The 19,370-nt window shown below is 36.5% G+C and carries 11 protein-coding genes and 1 pseudogene; 6 read left to right on the forward strand and 6 right to left on the reverse strand.

What is annotated here, in order from left to right; genetic code table 11:
* Positions 1 to 202: 202 nt before the first annotated feature.
* Positions 203 to 2,272, reverse strand: a complete 2,070-nt coding sequence (locus ACFO3G_RS07245) for a hypothetical protein (protein ID WP_380079416.1) — start codon at positions 2,270 to 2,272, stop codon at positions 203 to 205.
* Between the two features lie 210 nt (positions 2,273 to 2,482).
* Between ACFO3G_RS07245 and ACFO3G_RS07250 the strand changes: the two genes are divergently transcribed.
* The 6 genes from ACFO3G_RS07250 to dacB all read left to right on the forward strand — a co-directional run bounded on the left by ACFO3G_RS07250 (position 2,483) and on the right by dacB (position 12,714).
* On the forward strand, positions 2,483 to 3,961 hold the full coding sequence (locus tag ACFO3G_RS07250; RefSeq protein ID WP_380079418.1) for a DUF5687 family protein: 1,479 nt from the start codon (positions 2,483 to 2,485) through the stop codon (positions 3,959 to 3,961).
* A gap of 35 nt (positions 3,962 to 3,996) precedes the next feature.
* Positions 3,997 to 4,695 (forward strand): ABC transporter ATP-binding protein, encoded by a 699-nt coding sequence (locus ACFO3G_RS07255; protein ID WP_380079420.1) that lies wholly within the window; start codon positions 3,997 to 3,999, stop codon positions 4,693 to 4,695.
* Positions 4,696 to 5,007: 312 nt separating this feature from the next.
* Positions 5,008 to 7,086, forward strand: coding sequence for an LTA synthase family protein (locus tag ACFO3G_RS07260; protein WP_380079422.1), 2,079 nt, complete (start codon positions 5,008 to 5,010; stop codon positions 7,084 to 7,086).
* A gap of 226 nt (positions 7,087 to 7,312) precedes the next feature.
* Positions 7,313 to 8,908 (forward strand): dipeptidase, encoded by a 1,596-nt coding sequence (locus tag ACFO3G_RS07265; RefSeq protein WP_380079424.1) that lies wholly within the window; start codon positions 7,313 to 7,315, stop codon positions 8,906 to 8,908.
* A 557-nt stretch (positions 8,909 to 9,465) separates the two neighbouring features.
* Positions 9,466 to 10,809 (forward strand): Gfo/Idh/MocA family oxidoreductase, encoded by a 1,344-nt coding sequence (locus ACFO3G_RS07270; protein ID WP_380079426.1) that lies wholly within the window; start codon positions 9,466 to 9,468, stop codon positions 10,807 to 10,809.
* 408 nt (positions 10,810 to 11,217) lie between these two features.
* The gene (gene dacB / locus ACFO3G_RS07275; RefSeq protein ID WP_380079428.1) at positions 11,218 to 12,714 is read left to right on the forward strand and encodes a D-alanyl-D-alanine carboxypeptidase/D-alanyl-D-alanine endopeptidase; all 1,497 of its coding nucleotides are present in this window, start codon (positions 11,218 to 11,220) and stop codon (positions 12,712 to 12,714) included.
* 652 nt (positions 12,715 to 13,366) lie between these two features.
* Here dacB and ACFO3G_RS07280 read toward each other — a convergent pair.
* The 5 genes and pseudogenes from ACFO3G_RS07280 to ACFO3G_RS07300 all read right to left on the reverse strand — a co-directional run.
* Positions 13,367 to 13,912 carry a nitroreductase family protein gene (locus ACFO3G_RS07280; protein WP_380079430.1) on the reverse strand — a complete coding sequence of 182 codons (546 nt, stop codon included), beginning with the start codon at positions 13,910 to 13,912 and terminating at the stop codon, positions 13,367 to 13,369.
* A 220-nt stretch (positions 13,913 to 14,132) separates the two neighbouring features.
* Positions 14,133 to 14,741 (reverse strand): riboflavin synthase, encoded by a 609-nt coding sequence (locus ACFO3G_RS07285; RefSeq protein WP_380079432.1) that lies wholly within the window; start codon positions 14,739 to 14,741, stop codon positions 14,133 to 14,135.
* Positions 14,742 to 14,770: 29 nt separating this feature from the next.
* Positions 14,771 to 16,537, reverse strand: a complete 1,767-nt coding sequence (locus ACFO3G_RS07290) for an AAA family ATPase (RefSeq protein ID WP_380079434.1) — start codon at positions 16,535 to 16,537, stop codon at positions 14,771 to 14,773.
* A 954-nt stretch (positions 16,538 to 17,491) separates the two neighbouring features.
* The gene (gene ftcD / locus ACFO3G_RS07295; protein ID WP_380079436.1) at positions 17,492 to 18,409 is read right to left on the reverse strand and encodes a glutamate formimidoyltransferase; all 918 of its coding nucleotides are present in this window, start codon (positions 18,407 to 18,409) and stop codon (positions 17,492 to 17,494) included.
* A gap of 864 nt (positions 18,410 to 19,273) precedes the next feature.
* Positions 19,274 to 19,370 (reverse strand): annotated as a pseudogene (locus ACFO3G_RS07300) (transposase); the annotation flags it as partial.

The raw sequence follows: 19,370 nt of genomic DNA on the forward strand, positions 1-19,370 counted from the left end.
TTCTTCATGCTTAACCATTCGTTTTGACAACATTTCAATGATCTCTTTAGTGTTTTCGAACCGACTTTTGTCAGTTCTATTGTTTAACTTTTAATTTTTCGGTAAAAATTTACCGAAGTATTGTATCTGTAAACAGGAAGTTATTGGTATCATTAAAGACTTTGGTCAATGATTAATAACTTCCTGTTTTCTATGTTAATGGTTATTTTAGATATAGCTTTGTTGCTGTTTTGGTATCATTTATAATTGCAATGGCTATATAGTTGTTTGCACTTAAGTTGTCATATTCCAATTCCTCTCCTATTGCATGCATTATCTTATCTCCATTCATGTTGTATAAATAGATCTCAGAGGCCTCGGAATATTTAATGGTTTTTCCATTGCATATCCATTTTGAGTCATTGTTGATTTTGACAGCAGACAGCTTTGAGGTTACAATGATGGGTTTTGATTGAAGAGTTAAGTTTGGAGCTATCTTATTTTTTACTTTGCAATGATATATACCGGTGGCAGGATTATTATCACATTGTATTGAGTATGTCTTATTGGTAGCTCCTTTTATAGGTTTCTCATCCAAATACCATTGATACTGATTGGGTATGATTTTATCTCCGTCATTTATGTCTATTGGCTCATCGGTAATGGCATTTAGTTCGAGTTGCTTGTCTCCCTCTTTGATTTCTACTTGTAACTCTTGTCCATAAGGATTCATCGAGTCATATACAACCTCATAATTGTTGTCTTCCATATTATTTAGGCCTACATTCTCAAAACTCTTAAAGTTAAAGTCGTTGCCTGTTATGACTAACTTGGCAGGATAAAATTTGTTGAATGGTTCATCTGCACCATTGTAGGTGTATCTTTGGGTTACTAATGGTCCATAAAAATGGTTGTTGGATATATTACAATTTCCCAATGATGGAAGATCTTCTTCTAATAGAGTTGACAGTTCTCCATTAAATTGATTGTCATTTAATAGTAGTATTCCTATTGAAGGTATTTTCATCACTGTAGCTATTGGGTTTCCACTTAGTTTATTTCCTCTTAGGTTAAGAGTCGATAGATTCTGAAAATTTCCCCAACTTTCCGGGATTGTTCCTTCAAGATTGTTATCCGAGAAGTCAAGTTCAAAGCAGTTGTCCAAGCCTTGTGTTTGATCTTGATTGTCACCATTGTCAGGTGCTATTTCTGCCGGAAGATTACCTTCGAGATTACACGATCCCATTCTAAGTTCTATCAGTGACTTCATCTGTGATAGAAAACTTGGTATCTTACCTCCTATCGGATTGCCGGATATTATGAGACGTCTGAGTTTACGTAGTTTACTGAGATTGGGTAGCGGTCCTTCAAATTGATTGCCTCCGGCAATGTTTAGTATCTCAAGGTCCAGCATATCTCCTAAAGATTGTGGAAGTTTGCCACTAAATTTTGATCCATAAAGTAGAAGTCTACTCATATGTTGCCAATTGCCAATCTCCTCTTCGAGATGTCCACCTATGCCGGTGTTTTGAATTTCTAATTGAATGAGATTCAGTTTGTATATACTTTTATCCAATGTACCTGTCAATCCTTTATTCCCTTTTTTGCTTCCGCCCAGAAGAAATTCTCTAAGTAGGGGCATCTTCGAAAAGTCAAAATTGATATCTCCTTCAAACTCATTATCGTACAATGCGTATAAAATCAAATTTGGAAAATTGCTCCATGTAGCAGGTATTTGACCTTTCAAGTTATTATTGTTGAGTAAGATCCACTGCACCTTCGGTAAGGTTACATTTTCGGGCAATCGGCCACTTAGGGCATTGTCGTTTAAATAAAAACACTCACAACTTGGCAGATTAATATTTTTAGGCAGAGAGCTGGTGAGAGTTTTCTGTCCTCCAATGTTTTGCATTGATAAATTAAGGTAGTTAAGTTTTGGAAGGACGAATATCCCTTCCGGTAGATTGCCTGAGATTGAGTTGCAAGATAGTTCCAGTTTGGTTAGTTCTTTGAGAGTACTAAGAGATTGGGGTAATTGTCCTTTTACACCGGAGAACCAAAGGTCCAGTTCGATGACGTGTCCATCCTTGATTACAACTCCGTTCCATTTCGACGGATCTTGGCTCAGATCCCATTTGTGTGAATTAGTCCAGTTTTTTCCGTCACATTGATTGTAGAAATCAATAAGTGCATTTTTTTCGTTCTCCGGAATCGTAGTTTGTGACTTCACCGGACACTGACCGAACATTCCTAATGTTGCAACAATGGTCAATAGCGTCAAAAATCGTTTCATAATATTTTTAATTAGTGTTAGTCAATCTTCCAAATAGCTCTTTAGGAAGACTGAAATAATATCAACTTAATATAATGGTAGTGTCTGGTCGCAAATGTACAAATTAATCTTTTAGCCGGAGGTCATGGGTGGTTAGGTTCTTAGTTCGCCATAGTGAAATGCTTTTATCAATATTGAATTATTCTTGGTTTGTCATATATTTGCACCCACATGAAATCTAAGTATATGTTTTTCTCCCTCTACAAGCATTATTGGCAGTCAGTTTTGAGATCGAGTATGGCCTCTCTTAAGACTTCTAATCTTATTATCAGTCTTATTGCCATTGCATTTTTGTTGTTAATGTTTACTGTGTTTTTATTTACAGGAGGGTTTGATTCTATTTTTAGATTACTTTCTCCAAATCGGAGTCTTGTGGATTGCTGCGCAATATTGATGTTTCCGGGAGCTTGTATTTTTATCTCTTATCGGTTATTCATGCAGGAGTTCCCTAATTTAAATGTGGATTGTTATAAGCTTCTGCCTGTTCGTAGAGAAACTTTGTTTAGATTCTTTATCGTCAAACCGTTGTTTAATCCCTTGCAATTCATTGCAGTTTATATGCTTGCAGGGCTTATTTTAAGGCAGATGATTTTTCATTTGGGTGATCTTACCGGTGCCGGATGGTTGTTGCTCAATAGTTTTCTTTTTGTCGTGACTGATGTTTTATTGGTTGGTTATGTAAAGTTTAAATACAATATCAATCAGATGTTGGCTCTTCCTGTAAATTTGACGATTTTCTTGTTGTTTTATCTTGTTACGTTTCTTCCGTCAAATATTCTTTCCCTTTTTGAGAATACATTGGTTTTTTTGTTTACTTCTGTTTGGGGATCTTTCATAATCCTCACGATATCACTATTGACTTACAAAAGAAGTATTGTTTGTTATGGAAAGCGCTATTACACTATAGAAGATCAAAAGGGTGTACGAGAGAAGTCTACTTCATCCGGCAATAGGGTGGACCATCTCTTTGCTGGTAAAGGTCAGGTAATGATGATGATTCGTCTTATTGTGAAGCAAATATTCCGAATCAAGTATATCAATAGCCTTGTAATGATGGGTATTTTAACTCCGGTTCTGGTACTGATGTTTTCGATTGGGGAAAAATCCATTTCTCGCTTCTTTGTTGCCGGATTTTTTATCTATACGCCGGTGCTTTCTTTGTACTCTCTTCAATATAAATTTTTTGATTTGTTGATGACTCAGAATATATCATCTAAATGTTATGTCCTTGCCAACTATTATGTTTACTTGATCATAACATCATCGATGCTTTTGATTACTCTGATATTCAATGCTATATATCCATTGGCTGACACCCTTCAATTGATATTGTTTGCCTTGACTTTGATAGGTCCTGTTTTGCACTTAGCTCTCTTTTTTAGTGTTAAGAATCTATTTTATCCTCAGGTGGGCAAGCAGTTTGGTAAAATGAGAGAGTCAATGGGATTTGCTGATACATTTAAGGCAATGGGTTATGTCTTAATTGCAATAATTCTGCCAGCCTTTTTCAAGGGACATAATGTATTGACTTATGGACTTTTGGCTATCGATATATTTACAATCGTTTTTCACAAGTGGATAATACAGATTTCGGTGTGGAACTTTAAGCGAAACAAGTATAAGATGATTGAACGTTTTCACTCCAAGTGAAGTGCAATTAATGCTAATCATAGCTTTTAGATAATATGTTACAAATAAATAATTTGACTAAGGTGTATGGCACCAATACAGTGCTCAATATAGAGTCCCTTTGTATAAACGAAGGAGAAGCCGTTGGTCTTGTTGGCAACAATGGAGCCGGTAAGACAACTCTTTTTAGGTTAATTTTAGATCTAATTCTTTCGGACAATGGTGAAGTTCTGTTTCAAGGAGCTCCGGTCAAAGGCTCAGATGACTGGAAAAGTTTTGTTGGTTCGTTTTTGGATGATAGTTTTTTGATTGATTTCTTGACAGTGAAGGAATATTTTAGCTTCGTTGGCGGACTTCATTCGATGACTGAAGATGAGATTAAGGTTTTTGTTGAGGAGATGTCTCCACTCTTTGGCTTTGAGATTTCGCTTACGGATAATAAATTCATTCGAAATTATTCGACGGGCAATAAAAAGAAGATTGGGATTGCTGCGGCCATGATGGGGCATCCGAGGCTGCTCATCTTGGATGAGCCGTTTACTGCTCTTGACCCTACATCACAGATAAGGTTGAAAAAAATACTCAATGCCAAGAGAGAGCATGAAGGCATGACTCTTTTTATTTCAAGCCATGATTTGAATCATATCACAGAAGTGTCTAAGCGAATAGTCATTCTTAAACAGGGTGAAGTGATTAGAGATATGGAGTGTAATCAACAAACATTGTCTCAGCTGGAGGCATATTTTGATGATTAGAACAGTCGATTTGATATTTATTAAGTAATCTGTTGATATAGATTTGTTTGCCTTTTATCTCAGTGCTAACTGACAGCTAATTATTATGCTTCAAATGGATGGTACAGTCTTAGGAAAGCACCTTTATCACTTTTGATGTATTTTGTTGTTTGCCCATTTTATTTACTTTTGCGCCACCTTGTTTAAATTCAATCGTGGTAATGTTTTGACATTGCAAGAGCGGATAACAGGAACAGACTCAATAGTGTATTTATATTTTTTATTTGAAGGCAATTCAAAGCATCTTCTTATTAATCTTTTATTAAACAGAGAATGTACCATCGTATTATAGAGAGAGCAAAATTTTTTGTCAGTCGCTATATTGCATTGACCTTGATTGTTGGCCTTATCCTTAGGATTGCGCTTTTGATGAACCATCAAACAACAGCTATTCCCGGAATATTTGAAATTGTCAAGACTTTTATCCTTGGTGTGGTCTATGACTTTTGTTTCTCAATGGTTGCACTTATCCCTTTCTTACTATTGTTTTTGGGATGGACCAATTTCAAATACAATAAGTGGGTTGCTATGCTTATAGAGGGATTTCTCGTTGGCATGGTAATATATGTGTTTTGCTTTCATTCTATTTTTGATCAGTATGGTGGAGGAGCCCCTCTCATTGCACAAATATTCTTCACTTATAAACTTGTTAGTTATTCATTAAGACTTTTCTTGCCCGGAATAAGGAAGGTTTGGCGTTTGGTAAGTTGTCAACTGCTATTCTTTGTATACATTTTTCTGACTCTTCTTAATGCTGTTAGTGAATACTTCTTTTGGAATGAATTTGGTGTACGCTACAATTTTATCGCAGTTGATTATTTGATTTACACAAGTGAAGTGCTTGGTAATATCTTTGAATCTTACCCCATTGTACCTCTTTTTGTAGCACTTGTTTTTATTGCTTTGCTTATTCAATATTGGATACAGCGCAAGTCCTTTTATGTTGGAGCAGACTGGAGCTCACGCGAATTGATCTTGTCAGGAGGTTTGATAGTGGTAGGAGCCGTCTTTGGAATGAGTATTTTAAGTTTTAGCCGTTCGGCTCTTCAGAGTGAGAATGTCTTTGCCAATGAATTGCAGTCAAACGGTTGCTATGACTTTATATCGGCTTTTAAGGAGAATAAACTCAATTACGAGCAATTTTATGCCTTGCAAAGTAAAGAAGAATGTGAGGCATTGATGCAGAAGCTGTGTCACAGAAATCTTCAAAATATTCAGCAGATAAGTGATTCGGCAGCTATGGTAGACAAGAATATCATCTTAATAACCGTAGAAAGTCTTAGCGCTTCATTCTTAAAAACTTATGGCAACGATAAGAATTTGACTCCCAATTTAGATCGCTTGATGCAAGAAAGCTTGGTCTTTGACAGTCTTTATGCGGTGGGTAATCGTACTGTCAGAGGTTTGGAGGCGGTCTCAAGATGTGCTCCTCCCACCACAGGCGAGAGTTTGATAAAGCGTCCGGACAATGCCAACCTGTTTACGGTGGGATCTCTTCTTTCAAGACATGGCTACCAATCTAAGTTTTTGTATGGTGGAAATAGCTATTTCGATAATATGGGAACTTACTTTGGTGGCAATAAATATGAGGTGATAGATAAAAAATCGATAGACCCTGCTAAGATTACATTTTCAAATATATGGGGCGTATGTGATGAAGATATGTTTGAAAAGGCAATAGCTATTATGGATGAAGATGCCATAAAATATGAAAAAACCTTCCTGCATATTATGACTGTAAGTAATCATCGCCCTTTTACCTTTCCAAAGGGTAGAATAGCACTTCAAGATGAACCCGAGAAGAGCAGAGATGGCGGTGTAAAATATACCGACTATGCTATCGGTAAGTTTATTGAGCAGGCAAAGAGCAGGTCCTGGTTTAAAAATACAATTTTTGTTGTCGTTGCCGATCATTGTGCATCAAGTGCAGGTAATATTGCTATTCCTATTGATAATTATCACATACCGGCTTTTGTATATAGTCCGGGATATATAACACCAAAACGAGTTTCTAAACTATGTTCTCAAATAGACCTAATGCCAACAGTTTTGGGACTAATTCACTTATCGTATGAATCTAAGTTTATAGGTCAAAATATCCTTTCACCTGATTTTGATCCCAGGGCCTTTATGGCTACTTATCAAGATATGGGGTACTTGAAGAATGGTATTCTTACAGTCCTTTCACCGGTTAAGAGGGTAAAACAGTATGATGTGAAATTCATTCCTGGTAAAGAAACAGAAGAAATGCCGGTCCACAAACGAAATCTAAAACTTATAGATGAGGCTCAAGCGTTTTACCAAACTTCTAATATGTATGTAGATAGAGATACGGTAAATAATACATTCTAAGATTATCTTAGGGATTGTCAGTAAATTGAAACATTGCCGAGATCATACTCTTGTTTGCCTTTTTATAAATGTTTGGTGTCCCAATCATCTGCAATTAATTGAGTTTAGGTCTTAGAGTAGTTTCTCTGTATCTTTGCACCCATTGTTGTTTTGTTACACAACGACTTCAAATAATCCGAAAAGATTGGATTATAAACAGTTTCTTTAGTTATTAATATCAATTGAAATGAAACATTTATCTATTTCCCTTCTTGTGCTGATTGCCTTGTGTCAGTCTCTTTATGCACAAGATGATGACAATCCTCGTCCATGGAGGTCTCCAGAAAGCTGTACCAGTATAATGGTTGGTCGCAATGCCACCGTAGACGGATCAGTTATTACGAGTCACACCTGTGATGCTTGGTATAGGACATGGGTGAGTATGAGACCTGCTCAAAAATTTGATCGTGATACCACTGAAATTATTTACTCCGGAAGGATGCATACAGAGTATCCTAATGATCAGACCGGTCTTAAGGTGAAGGGTACGATTCCTCAAGCAAAAGTTACATATAAGTTCTTAGACACAGCCTATCCATCAATTAATGAAAAGCAATTAGCTATGGGCGAAACGACCATATCCGGAAGAAAGGAACTGGTCAATAGTAATGGAATGTTTTACATCGAAGAGCTTCAGCGCGTTGCTCTCGAACGTTGTAGCACAGCTCGTGAAGCCATAAAACTAATAGCTTCTCTAATAGAAAAATATGGCTATGCAGATTGGGGTGAATGTCTTACTATTGCAGATCCTCAGGAGGTTTGGCAAATGGAAATCTTTGGTGAGGGCAAAAAGAAAATTGGAGGAGTGTGGGCAGCGCAAAGGATACCGGACGATCATGTAGGTGTGTCTGCCAATATTTCAAGAATTGGCAAGTTGCTTGATGACCCTAATTATTTCATGTGTTCGAAGAATGTAAAGTCTGTAGCTAAGTCTTTGGGTTTATGGAATGGCAAAGAGCCATTTGTTTTTTGGAAAGCATATGGTGATGTCAAGAAAGCATATATGGCAAGAGAGTTTTTTGTACTCAATCATTTTGCTCCATCATTGGGATTGAAGTTTGATGACAGAGAAGAGATGCCCTTTAGTGTTAAGGCTGAGAAAAAGGTTAGTGTTCAAGATGTGATGGCTATGTTTAGAGAGACCTATGCCGGTACAGATCTTGATATGACTAAAGACCTAAAAGTTGCAGTAAAAGATAAAAAGACAGGTAAGATTGATACTATCATCAGTCCGGCAGCTTCTCCCTGGATGAGCAGAGACGAGCAAAATATGATCAATGCTGTGAAGAAAGATGCAGTCGTTTTCAATAGACCTATTGCGGTCGCTTTCTGTGCTTATTCTTCCATAATTCAATTGAGAAGTTGGCTCCCTGACGAAATAGGTGGTGTTGTATGGTTTGGCTTTGATAATCCGGCAGAAAGTCCAAGAATACCTATTTTCCTTGGTTGTACCGATTTGCCTGATAGCTTCAAAATATGTGGCCAGCATTATTTTAGAGAAGATGCAGCAGTATGGCCCTTCAGAAGAGCTAATAAGTTGGCTACCGTAAGATGGGGCCGCAATAAGGATATGATTCAGCATTCGGTATTGAGATTTGAGGAGAAGGGAATGCGTGAGTTGCCATGGGTTGAAGCCCAGTATAAGAGGATAGCATCCGAAAAAGGGAAAGAAGCAGCTACAGAGTTTCTCAACAATTATACTGCAGATTTTGCAGGAGCTGCAATGCTGAGGTGGAAGGAGATGGGCAATAAACTTTGGTCTCGTTATCAAATGGGATTTTGATCCTCTTGTTTTAAAAAGAAAATAAAAAGGGCTGTCATAAAGAATTTGCTTTGATGACAGCCCTTGTCCTTTTAAGGATGCTCTTTGTTTATTTCATATCTAACGTTTAACTCAACGTAAAGATATAAGCATCTCTCTTTCGTTGTAATTCTTAGAATATGAGAATGCATAAATCCTGCAGCCATACATATTCATCACTCTATTTGTAGTCTACATACATCTATCTGCTAGTCCTTGAGGCATATACTCAAATCTCTCTTTCTTTAAAGTTAATTTAGCCTCGAACTCCTTTTCAAATAGAGATTACCATTGTTCAATATGTTTTTTCAAGCATCCTTATGCTGATATTTATTTACCGCAAATTTGATAATAATATTTTCAACATGCAATAGTATTGTCTAATTATATGATAAAAATAATCTATTGTCTCATTATTTATTGATATGTGATAGGTAATATTGTTTTTTAGCTTACTATCGTTTATGCTTTCCAATCGGATGTTTTAATATTAAATAGTTATCTTCGCAAAGGAAGAATCAGTAATCAAAATCCTGACTATGAAGAAAGTTATTACTTACGGAACCTACGATCTTTTGCATCAAGGTCATATTAATTTGTTGAGAAGAGCGAAAGAGCTGGGTGATTATCTTATTGTGGGCGTAACGAGTGATAGTTTTGATCGAGAACGAGGCAAACTTAATGTTAGAAATAATGTCCTTGAACGTGTTGAGGCTGTCAAAAATACCGGTTATGCAGATGAGATCGTAATAGAAGACTACGTTGGTCAGAAAATTGATGATATACAAAAGTATGATGTAGATATCTTTGCCATTGGTTCGGATTGGGTAGGCAAGTTTGACTACCTGAATGAATATTGTGATGTGGTCTATCTCCCAAGGACTCAAGGTATTTCGTCCACAATGTTGAGATCGAAGAGTCAAAAGGTATATCGTTTGGGTATAATAGGATGTGGTCGTATTGCTAAGCGTTTTGTTCCGGAGGCTTCTTATGTAAGTGGGGTGGATGTCTTTTCTGTGATGAGTACTTCTATTAAAGAGGCAGAATCTTTTATGAAGAGCTTTTCTCTAAAGGAGGCTCATGATGATTTCGACCAATTTGTTGAGAATATCGATATGGTCTACATTGCTTCACCTCATTTGACTCATTATGACTATATCAAGAGGTCGCTTTTGAAGGGGAAGCATGTGCTTTGCGAAATACCTATGGTGCTTTCTCAAGAAGAAGCTCAAGAACTTTATGCTCTGGCCGAACAGAATAATTTGGTCTTGTTAGAAGCCAGTAAAACAGCCCATTGTCCTGCTTTTAATCATTTGGTTACCTTGGTCAAAAGTGGTGTGATTGGTGATGTCATAGATGTTACTGCTTCACTTAGTAAACTTGTCGAAGGAGATATTCGCGAGTTGGATCCCAAACAAGCCGGAGGTTCAATGACTGAACTTTCTCCTTTCCCTCTTCTCTCAGTAATTAAGATTTTGGGAAAAGATTACAACCACATATCTTTTTTCTCAAAGATGGCCAGTGGAGTAGATGTTTTTACAAAAGGGATCATTACATATGACCATGCTGTGGCTACCATTACTTTGGGCCTTGGTGTAAAGACGGAGGGCAATCTGGTTGTCTCTGGCACAAAAGGTTATGTATATGTGCCGGCTCCTTGGTGGAAGACAGATTTCTTTGAGTTAAGATATGAAGATCAAAATCTCAACAAGAAGTTTTTCTACACTTTTGCAGGCGAAGGTTTGCGTTATGAATTGCAGGAGTTTATGTCGATGATTGTCAATAATCGTGTTTCTACTCATAGGCTTAGGAGGCGAGAAAGTTCTGTTATTGCCGGCATTATTGGTAAGTATCGTCGTGGTGAAGATGTTCATCTTATCTAAAAGCTTGTAGTATTATTCTTCAATGCTTCGGTGATATTTGGAATTTTAGTTACTGATTATGTTTATTTCTGATTGATTGAAGTTTTTGTGTCATGTGTTTATTGCAACCGCTTGTATTGGTTGTACACAGTTTCCAAAGTTTCATTCGTGCTGCGGTCTGCCATTATTCATCTCAATAGTTGAGAAGCTGTTTTGATTTGTTGAATAATTAGAATCCTTATGAGTAAGGATTTTGATGGTTCAAGGCTCTTTAGGATCATTTTCTAAGCTCCATACGTATTAATAGCAGCATGGAACTTAAAAAAGAACTCAATAGTCTTCTTCGAAATCTCTTGTGATAAATCAAAACAATCTCCCATATGAGCAGCCTTTTATTTGTTTCAGAAGAACGCTTTATTAGATTGTTTTATGAAGAAAAACCTATTATCTATTACACGTAAATATCGTGTCTGTTTTCTTTTGTCGCTTGTTGTGACTGTTGTTTTTGTTGTATATCCAATTCATCTAAAGGCTGTTGAAAGTCGAAATCTTGTATCAGATAGTATAACTAATATCAATACCAAAGATGCAATCTCATTGTTGTCTAAGTGCGAGTCAACTCAGCATTGTCAGATTGGTTTTTTTATTGGAGAAGTGGAGAATGGAAGTACACTTTTAGATTATCGAGGTGGGTCAAGAATGATCCCGGCATCTGTGGTGAAACTTATTTCGACGGGAGTAGCATTGCAGTATTATGGACCTAATGCAAAGTTTATCACGGAGGTGGATTATTTGGGTGATATTAAGTCCGGTACGTTATATGGTGATTTGATTATTCGCGGAAGTGGAGATCCTTCCCTTGGAACAAAGTATATAAATGGAGAACGAGAGCGCTTTTTTACTGAGCTCTTGACGTCCCTTAAAAAGGTTGGTATCAAGGCGATAGACGGAAAGATAATCATTGATGCATCTTCTTTTAAACCATTTGAGTCTTCTGTTCAATGGTTATTTGAAGATCTTGGTGAGTACTATGGAGTCTCTCTTTTTGGTCTTAATATGTATGATAATGTGATTAAATGCCAAGTTTCTGCTTTGCAGGATAGCACTATTACAGTTGATTTTCCGGATGGCTTTTCTGATTTTCTCAATGTTAAGAATGAGATTAACATCGATTCTTATAAAGATATTACTGTACTCGGAGATCCAATCTCCAATGTGAGAGTTTTAAGGGGTGGCATATCATTGGGCAAGTCTAAAGAGATTGCCGTTAGTAATGGAGATCCGGCTTTGTATGCTGCAAAATTGCTTACTATGTATCTCAATGAAAAAGGGGTTTCTATCAGTGGAAATCCTATTGCTTATTATCGTGATTGTCCGAAATACGATAGCTCGGTAGATATATTTAGATTTTATTCCAAGCCTTTTTCCCAGTTGGTAAAAGAGACAAACTATAGAAGCCTCAATCTTTGGGCAAATGCTTTTATGGGACTTTTGGATCAAAGACTTCCAAAAAGTATTCAAAGTGGATTGCTTATTGCTCAGAATTATTTAACCTCTAAGTGTGAAATTGATCGCTCTGAATTTGATCTTTATGATGGTTGTGGACTCTCTCCAAAAGATAGAATTACTCCATCAGCATTGGCTTCATTCCTATTGAATATTTATAATGCACATCCAGATGTTTCAACGGCTTTTTATTATTCCCTTCCTTTAGCCGGTGTTGAAGGAAGTGTAAAAAGTTTTGTTCTCAAGCCACCGCTTTCTGCTCGACTCAAAAGTGGAAGTATGGAAGGAGTTCAGACTTATGCCGGATATGTTCGTAAGGGAGGTAAAGACTATATTGTTGTGATGATGGCCAATGGTTTTACGGATAGGACGATAATCAGAAAAACTTTTAGGGAGGCTTTAGAAAAATATTTCCTTTAATTGGAATATGATCTTAGAAAGGAATTTGTATTCTTTATTATTCATGTAAAAAGCAGATAGAGCACTTATCCTTATCCGTGTGCTCTATCTGCTTTAGCTTTTTATATCGTCATATAATTTGCATAATCAGTTGGTTACAATGGAGTTGACTGTATTTTATGCGCTTTTTAACTCTAAATAGTGAGATTTAATTTCTATATCTGTACGATTGCCCATCATTTTCAGGGTTATTCGCCCTTAAGTGTGATTTTGACTTATTGATGATTATACTTTTTGCTTAATTCGAATGGAGCTTTCTTCTTCATAATTCTATTGAAGACACTTTGGTTGAATAAGAGAGAGTTTTGCTCTAACTTTTTGTGTATTAGTGCTCATGAAACTTATTTTGCTGCTTATAGCTTATAAATTTCTCTGGATTGAAAAATACATTGTTAATCTTACTATCGATGCAATTGTTTGTATATCAATATAATGTGTTGTTATAATGCCATTTTAACTCCAAATGGCTAAGAAATTTATATCTGCATTGACCATACTGCATGCTTTTTGTATTTATAGAGGCTTAAGATAGGCTGTTTTACACATTAAAGATGGTGTTTTGTCGTTTCTTCATCATTATATTTGTCAACCTCCTCTAAAGATAAGTCCTTAGTTATTCTATAAAAGTCACAATTTGATTGCTGTTTTTTCTTTTCTTTTCTCTCAGTGGATCTTCAGAATAACCAATTAGAACATCAAAAAGAACTCTTTTGGAAGATGGTATGCCTAAGATTTGTCTAATCTTTTTCTCATTTATCCACCCTAAAATACAGCTTCCAAGACCCTCTGCTTGTGCGGCTAAGGTTAGATGTGCAAGTGCAATGCCTATGTCGAAATGGCTAAAGTGCATTTTTTTGATCATATTCCCCATCGCAGCGGTGAAGTTTTCTCTTTCTTCAACTACTATGATATGTACGGGAGCCTGCATGGTAAAGTTGTTGATACCAAGTAGTTTACTCGAAGAAGATTGCGCAATGGCATGTCTTTTCTCTTCATTTGTTACAACATAAAAACTCCATGGTTGAGCATTGCATGCAGAAGGTGAGAGCCTGGCAGCATTGATTATTCTCTCAATAATCTCTTTATCAACAGGTTTATCGCTGTATTTTCTATCGCTTTGTCGCTTTTCTATTAGTGAATAAAAGTCTTTTGCTTCCATATCTTTGTTATATTTCTTTCTCTAAGATAGGTATTATTGTTGTGCTTAGTCATATTTTCATCTATTTCTCTGATTGAAATTTATGTTGTAAGTCTCAAGTGTGTGCCCTTATCTAATTTCTTTGTTTGCATTAAACTTACGAACTATTGACGAAAAATGGCTGAGTCAGATTTGTATTTTGACTCAGCCATTTTGGAATTCGTTTTCTTTCTTGAGCTTATCAATCCTTTAGATATGCCTGCATTTTGCTAAGATACTTACCAACAATATCAAACTCAATGTTTACAATGGTTCCTTTTTTGATGTCTTTGAAGTTGGTATGATCATGAGTGTATGGAATGATTGCAACCTTAAAACTATTTGTGCCTGAATTACATACAGTAAGGCTTGTGCCATTTACAGTAACAGATCCTTTTTCTACAGTCATATATCCTTTGAGTGCCATCTCTTTGTCAAGATCGTATTCGAAACTATAATACCAGCTGCCATCAAGTTCTTCTACATTGGTACATATGGCTGTCTGATCTACGTGACCTTGGACGATGTGCCCATCCAATCTGCCACCCATCATCATAGATCTTTCGAGGTTTACTTCATCTCCAATTTTCAGAAGTCCAAGATTGGTTTTGTCAAGTGTTTCTTGTACAGCAGTAACTGTATAAGTGCTGTCAGTCTTGCTGACGACTGTAAGACACACACCATTGTGTGCAACAGATTGATCTATTGATAGTTGATCAACAAAACTACAGCTAAGAGTAAGGTCGATATTGCTTCCGTTTTTCTTGATGTCTTCAAGTTTTCCACATTCTTCTACGATTCCAGAGAACATATAAATATATATTTGAGTTAGTAATATGATTATTTCTTCATTTTTTTGAGAGCATCAGCAAGATAGTGCTTTACCCGTCTGTTAGTCGGGTGAAGTCTAAGAGCTTTTTTAAAGTTTCTTTCGGCTGCCTCATATTCTTGCATTTCAAGACACATGCGCCCCATCTCTATAAATTCGTCAGCAAATTCTTTATGTAATGCTTCGTAATCTTTCAGGCGTTTTTTCAACTCTTGATTGTGCTTATTCAATGTGTTGATTTTTTGTAACTTGTTGCTTAGAAGGCGATTGGAAAGTTCATCTTCAAATATGTTGCCTCTTTTAAGCCCTTTACAAAAGAGAGTTATAGCTTCATTGTATTTGCCTGCGTTGAGAAGTCTTGCACCTTGTACAAAATCTTTTTCTGCATTGGCTTGTGTAAGGGCTAAGTTGATCTCGCCAATATTGTTGGCTCCTTTGTAAAACTCTCTAACCTCGTTGCGAACAATTACACCAAAGGGGTTAAACTTTACTCGAAGGATCATTCCTTCAAATGACCGGCACCTACTAAGAGCTACATAAGTTTGGCCGGCTGCAAAGGATCCTCCGGTAAGGTCCACAATAACTTTGTCAAAGCTCAAACCTTGACTTTTATGAATGGTAATTGCCCACGCCAATTTGATAGGGTATTGTGTGTATGATCCTATAACTTCGCTTATGATTTTTTTCTTCTTTTCATCAAATTCGTATTTGACATTCTCCCAATTTTTCTGCTCTACGATGACCCTTTCTCCATCTTCTTTGAGGATCTCGATGGTTGATTTATCTGGATTAATGGCCTTGATTACCCCCACTGTTCCATTGACCCACTGCTTGTTTGGATCATTTTGGACAAAGATTATTTGGGCTCCCACTTTTAGTCTGAGTAATTTATCTGTTGGAAGACTACTATCGGGGAAGACACCATTAATGCATCCTTCAAATGTATAGAGCTCGTTGTCTACCTTTTTGAGTCGGTTTTCATTGATTTCATTTACTCGTCTTCTGGTATTACAAATTGTAATCACAAAGTCTTCGTCTTTCGGTTCATAGTTTTGATTTACTCGTTTATTGAGTTCGGTGATGTCCATGTCTGTTGGCATTCCAATCCGAATGCGGTCAAGCATGGAGATAAAATGGGGTTCTGCTTGCCTATATACCTTATTAAGTTCGATGCGAACAATGTCTGTGTATTTAAAAACTCTGGCATCGAAGAAAAACATACTATTATAGTATCTATCCAATATCGATCGTTCTTCTGCAAGAGTTACCGGTTCAAGTTGATATAGATCACCGACAAAGAGCATTTGTATCCCTCCAAAAGGCATAGATTTTCGACGACAAACACGCCTCAGTATATTGTCAATTGCATCTATGATATCAGCGCGAAGCATGCTTACTTCGTCTATAATGATAAGATCCAATGATGAAATAATCTTTTTTTGATTGCCTGTGAGTTTGCCTGTGATTGACTTAATCTGATCTATATCGTCTGGAAGAAGTGGCTCAAGAGGTAGTTTAAAGAAAGAGTGTATGGTCTGACCATTGATGTTTAGAGCTGCTAATCCGGTTGGAGCCAGTGAAATATGTTTTTTCTTGGTCGTGGAGGCTATATATTTTAGTAAAGTAGATTTTCCTGTCCCCGCTTTTCCTGTCAGAAAAACGCAACTTTGAGTAGATGATACCAGCTGAAGTGCATAGCTCATCTCTGAATTTTCGGGATCCGGCTCAATGAGTAGGTCTCGATTGTTATCTTGTATTTTTCCTCCTTTTGCCATCATTGCAAAGATACGATTTTGGAGCACATTAGATGCCGGCTCAATTGAAAATGAAGAGTGATTAAATATCTACACCTTATCTCAATCTATTGTAGCAATCCTCAAATCGTATCATTGAAATAATGTAGGAGAAATCGTTTATTTTTTATTGCTGATTAAAGTAGGGCATATTGAAATCTCTCAAACGCCTTATTTATTCGGATGAGCATTCCAAGTTTGAAAGATAAGCTGCCATTGGATCCTATAGTCTCATGTCCGACAAAAACACTTTCAAGATTGAGTCATCAATCGGCATTTGATCCAGGCGAATGCCTTATGGAAAAAGGGTTTGCCTAAATGAACTATTTTTCTTTTTTGAATGTATTGAAGGGTTGCTTGTCCGATAAAACTAAGCATGATTTACAGTCTAATGCCTCAGAATAAGTAATACCGTTTGGTTAAAGAGCAATTGAGAGAGCTGCTTATATGAAATCCAAGTTTGCCGGGATGCTAAAACTTTTACCGGTCAGCAATATTTATTTTTTAGGCTGATTGAGTTACTTTCAGATTCAGATGACTTTTTTAAAAAGAGATTGTATGGTTTTCAAGACAGTATTAGGGTAGAATTAAAGATTTATAATTGATACGATTAGATTGTGTTTTGATATCTTACTTCTGAATAATCCGAAATATGTTGATAGGACATTGGATTGCCACTAAGATTCAAATATTCTGATTCATTTTTAACGACACACCAAAATTCTGTGGTGAAATATATCTGAGAAGGACTATTTTATAAGCTGGTAAAGCGATGATATATAATACATTAGAGATAAGCCCTAATGATGGTTATTTGAATCTGCTATCTAATGACAAATCCGGGAAAAAAAACCGCTATCAAACAGATTACTCATGTTTAATAGCGGTTAATTTGTACTCTTTTATAGAGATAGTAGTGACAATGCACTATTATATCTTTTATTCATGAATTGCATTCTCAATCATTGGCTCAAGTAGTTGATCCATTGAGAAGTTTTCAATACCGAGGTAGTATTCAGCACACTCAATCAATGCTCTTGTTGGTACAAGACCAATTACTTCTGAACCTACGATAGAAACACCATATCTTTTAGCTTCTACACGGATAAGTTCGTGGGCGCGATAAATAGCTGTCTTTGTGTAGTCAGTTAAGTTCATTGATACCTGTGTGATATGCCTGTCTGTGAGTTCAAGACCCATTGCCTTACAGAAGCGAAGACCTCCGCCGATGTGACGAACCTTCTTTGCAATGGCATCAGCAATAGCTACATCAGGGGTATTAAGATTGACATTGTATGCGCATAGTGGAGCACGTGCACCTACTGCTACAGTACCGGCAGTCGGATGACGTTCTTCCGGACCAAAGTCTGGATGCCATTCGGGCTCATGAATCTTTTCTGCCATACCTTCAAATTCGCCCTTACGAATCTTTGCAAGGTTTTCGCGATGTGGAGCAGAAGCAGACTTTTCGTACAAGAAAACAGGAATTTTATATGTATCAGCAATAGCCTTTCCAACCTCTTTAGAAAGTTCGATTGCTTCTTCAATTTCCATGTTTTTGATTGGAATAAATGGAACAACGTCTACAGCTCCCATTCTTTTGTGAGCTCCTTGGTGATGGTTAAGGTCAATCACTTCTACTGCTACACCGATAGCTTCCAAAAGGGCTTCTTTGACAGGTTGTGGTTCTCCAACAATGGTCACAACAAGTCGGTTGTGGTCTTCGTCATTGCTGTAGTTTAGAAGTTTAACACCGTCTTTGCAACGGAAAGGATTAACAATTTTCTCAATTTTTTCTTTGTCGCGGCCTTCGCTAAAGTTAGGCACACATTCTACAATTTTTGAAAAAGTAGCCATAAATGATTTTGTTTATTAATTGAATATTAGCAAATTAGCATTGTACATATTATTAAGGTCCTATGATCAAAATACCAAAAGTCAATAAGGAGTAGGGATTACACTGGTAGAAGTACATAATATATTCTACCTGTATTGATCCCACTTGCCATCATAGGGCATAGCGTTATGAAAGGATGACTTGCGAAGCCTTCATCGCTACAAAACGACTGCTAAGTTAGTCTTTTTTCGTGACATACTCATATAATATGCATGTAGTGAAAAGGAGAAGGATAGGAAGATTGTTGCTGAGGTTTTATTTAGATATTTATTTATAATGCCTGTCGCATCTAAGATACAAGCTTCAATTAATAAAAGCTCTGCAAATAAACTGTGTATATTTATACTTAATGCATATCGATATAGAACAAATATGAATCACATTGAGTGTTTATTGCACAAAATGGGACTGATTATTCATAACTTTTTAGCGATATCAATGTGTCAGGATTTAAGTTCTAATAATGTGTGGTTTGTTGACATATGATATTTGTATTGCTTGAATAATGTCAAATGTATATTTAATTCGTTTTGAACTATGTGCTTTTTGATTCTTCAATAGGCCTTAATTTACATTTCTGCTTTGATTATCCTCTATTTCTCTTTAATTTAGTCGCATCAAATTTGGTATGAGTCTTTATTAATGATTGACAAATGATATTATAAAATAGATAAGCCAGCTTGGAACAAAATATCGAAGCATCCGGACCAAAAGTGCATTTCGTATTGCTTTTTTGGTATCTTTGTGGTGCAACCAAAGGAAAAATTAAGCATATTTTGTTACCTTAGTGGTTATAACAATAGTTCGTTAAAAAATATCCAAGCCTAAGCGGCTCTGGCAGTAAATAAAATGAGTTCTTTGAAAAGTTTGTCAATAACTTGCGGGTCTGGGCTAATCCCAAACACGCAAATAAATCGTTCA

This window comes from Falsiporphyromonas endometrii (assembly GCF_042654485.1).
GTDB lineage: Bacteria > Bacteroidota > Bacteroidia > Bacteroidales > Porphyromonadaceae > Porphyromonas > Porphyromonas endometrii.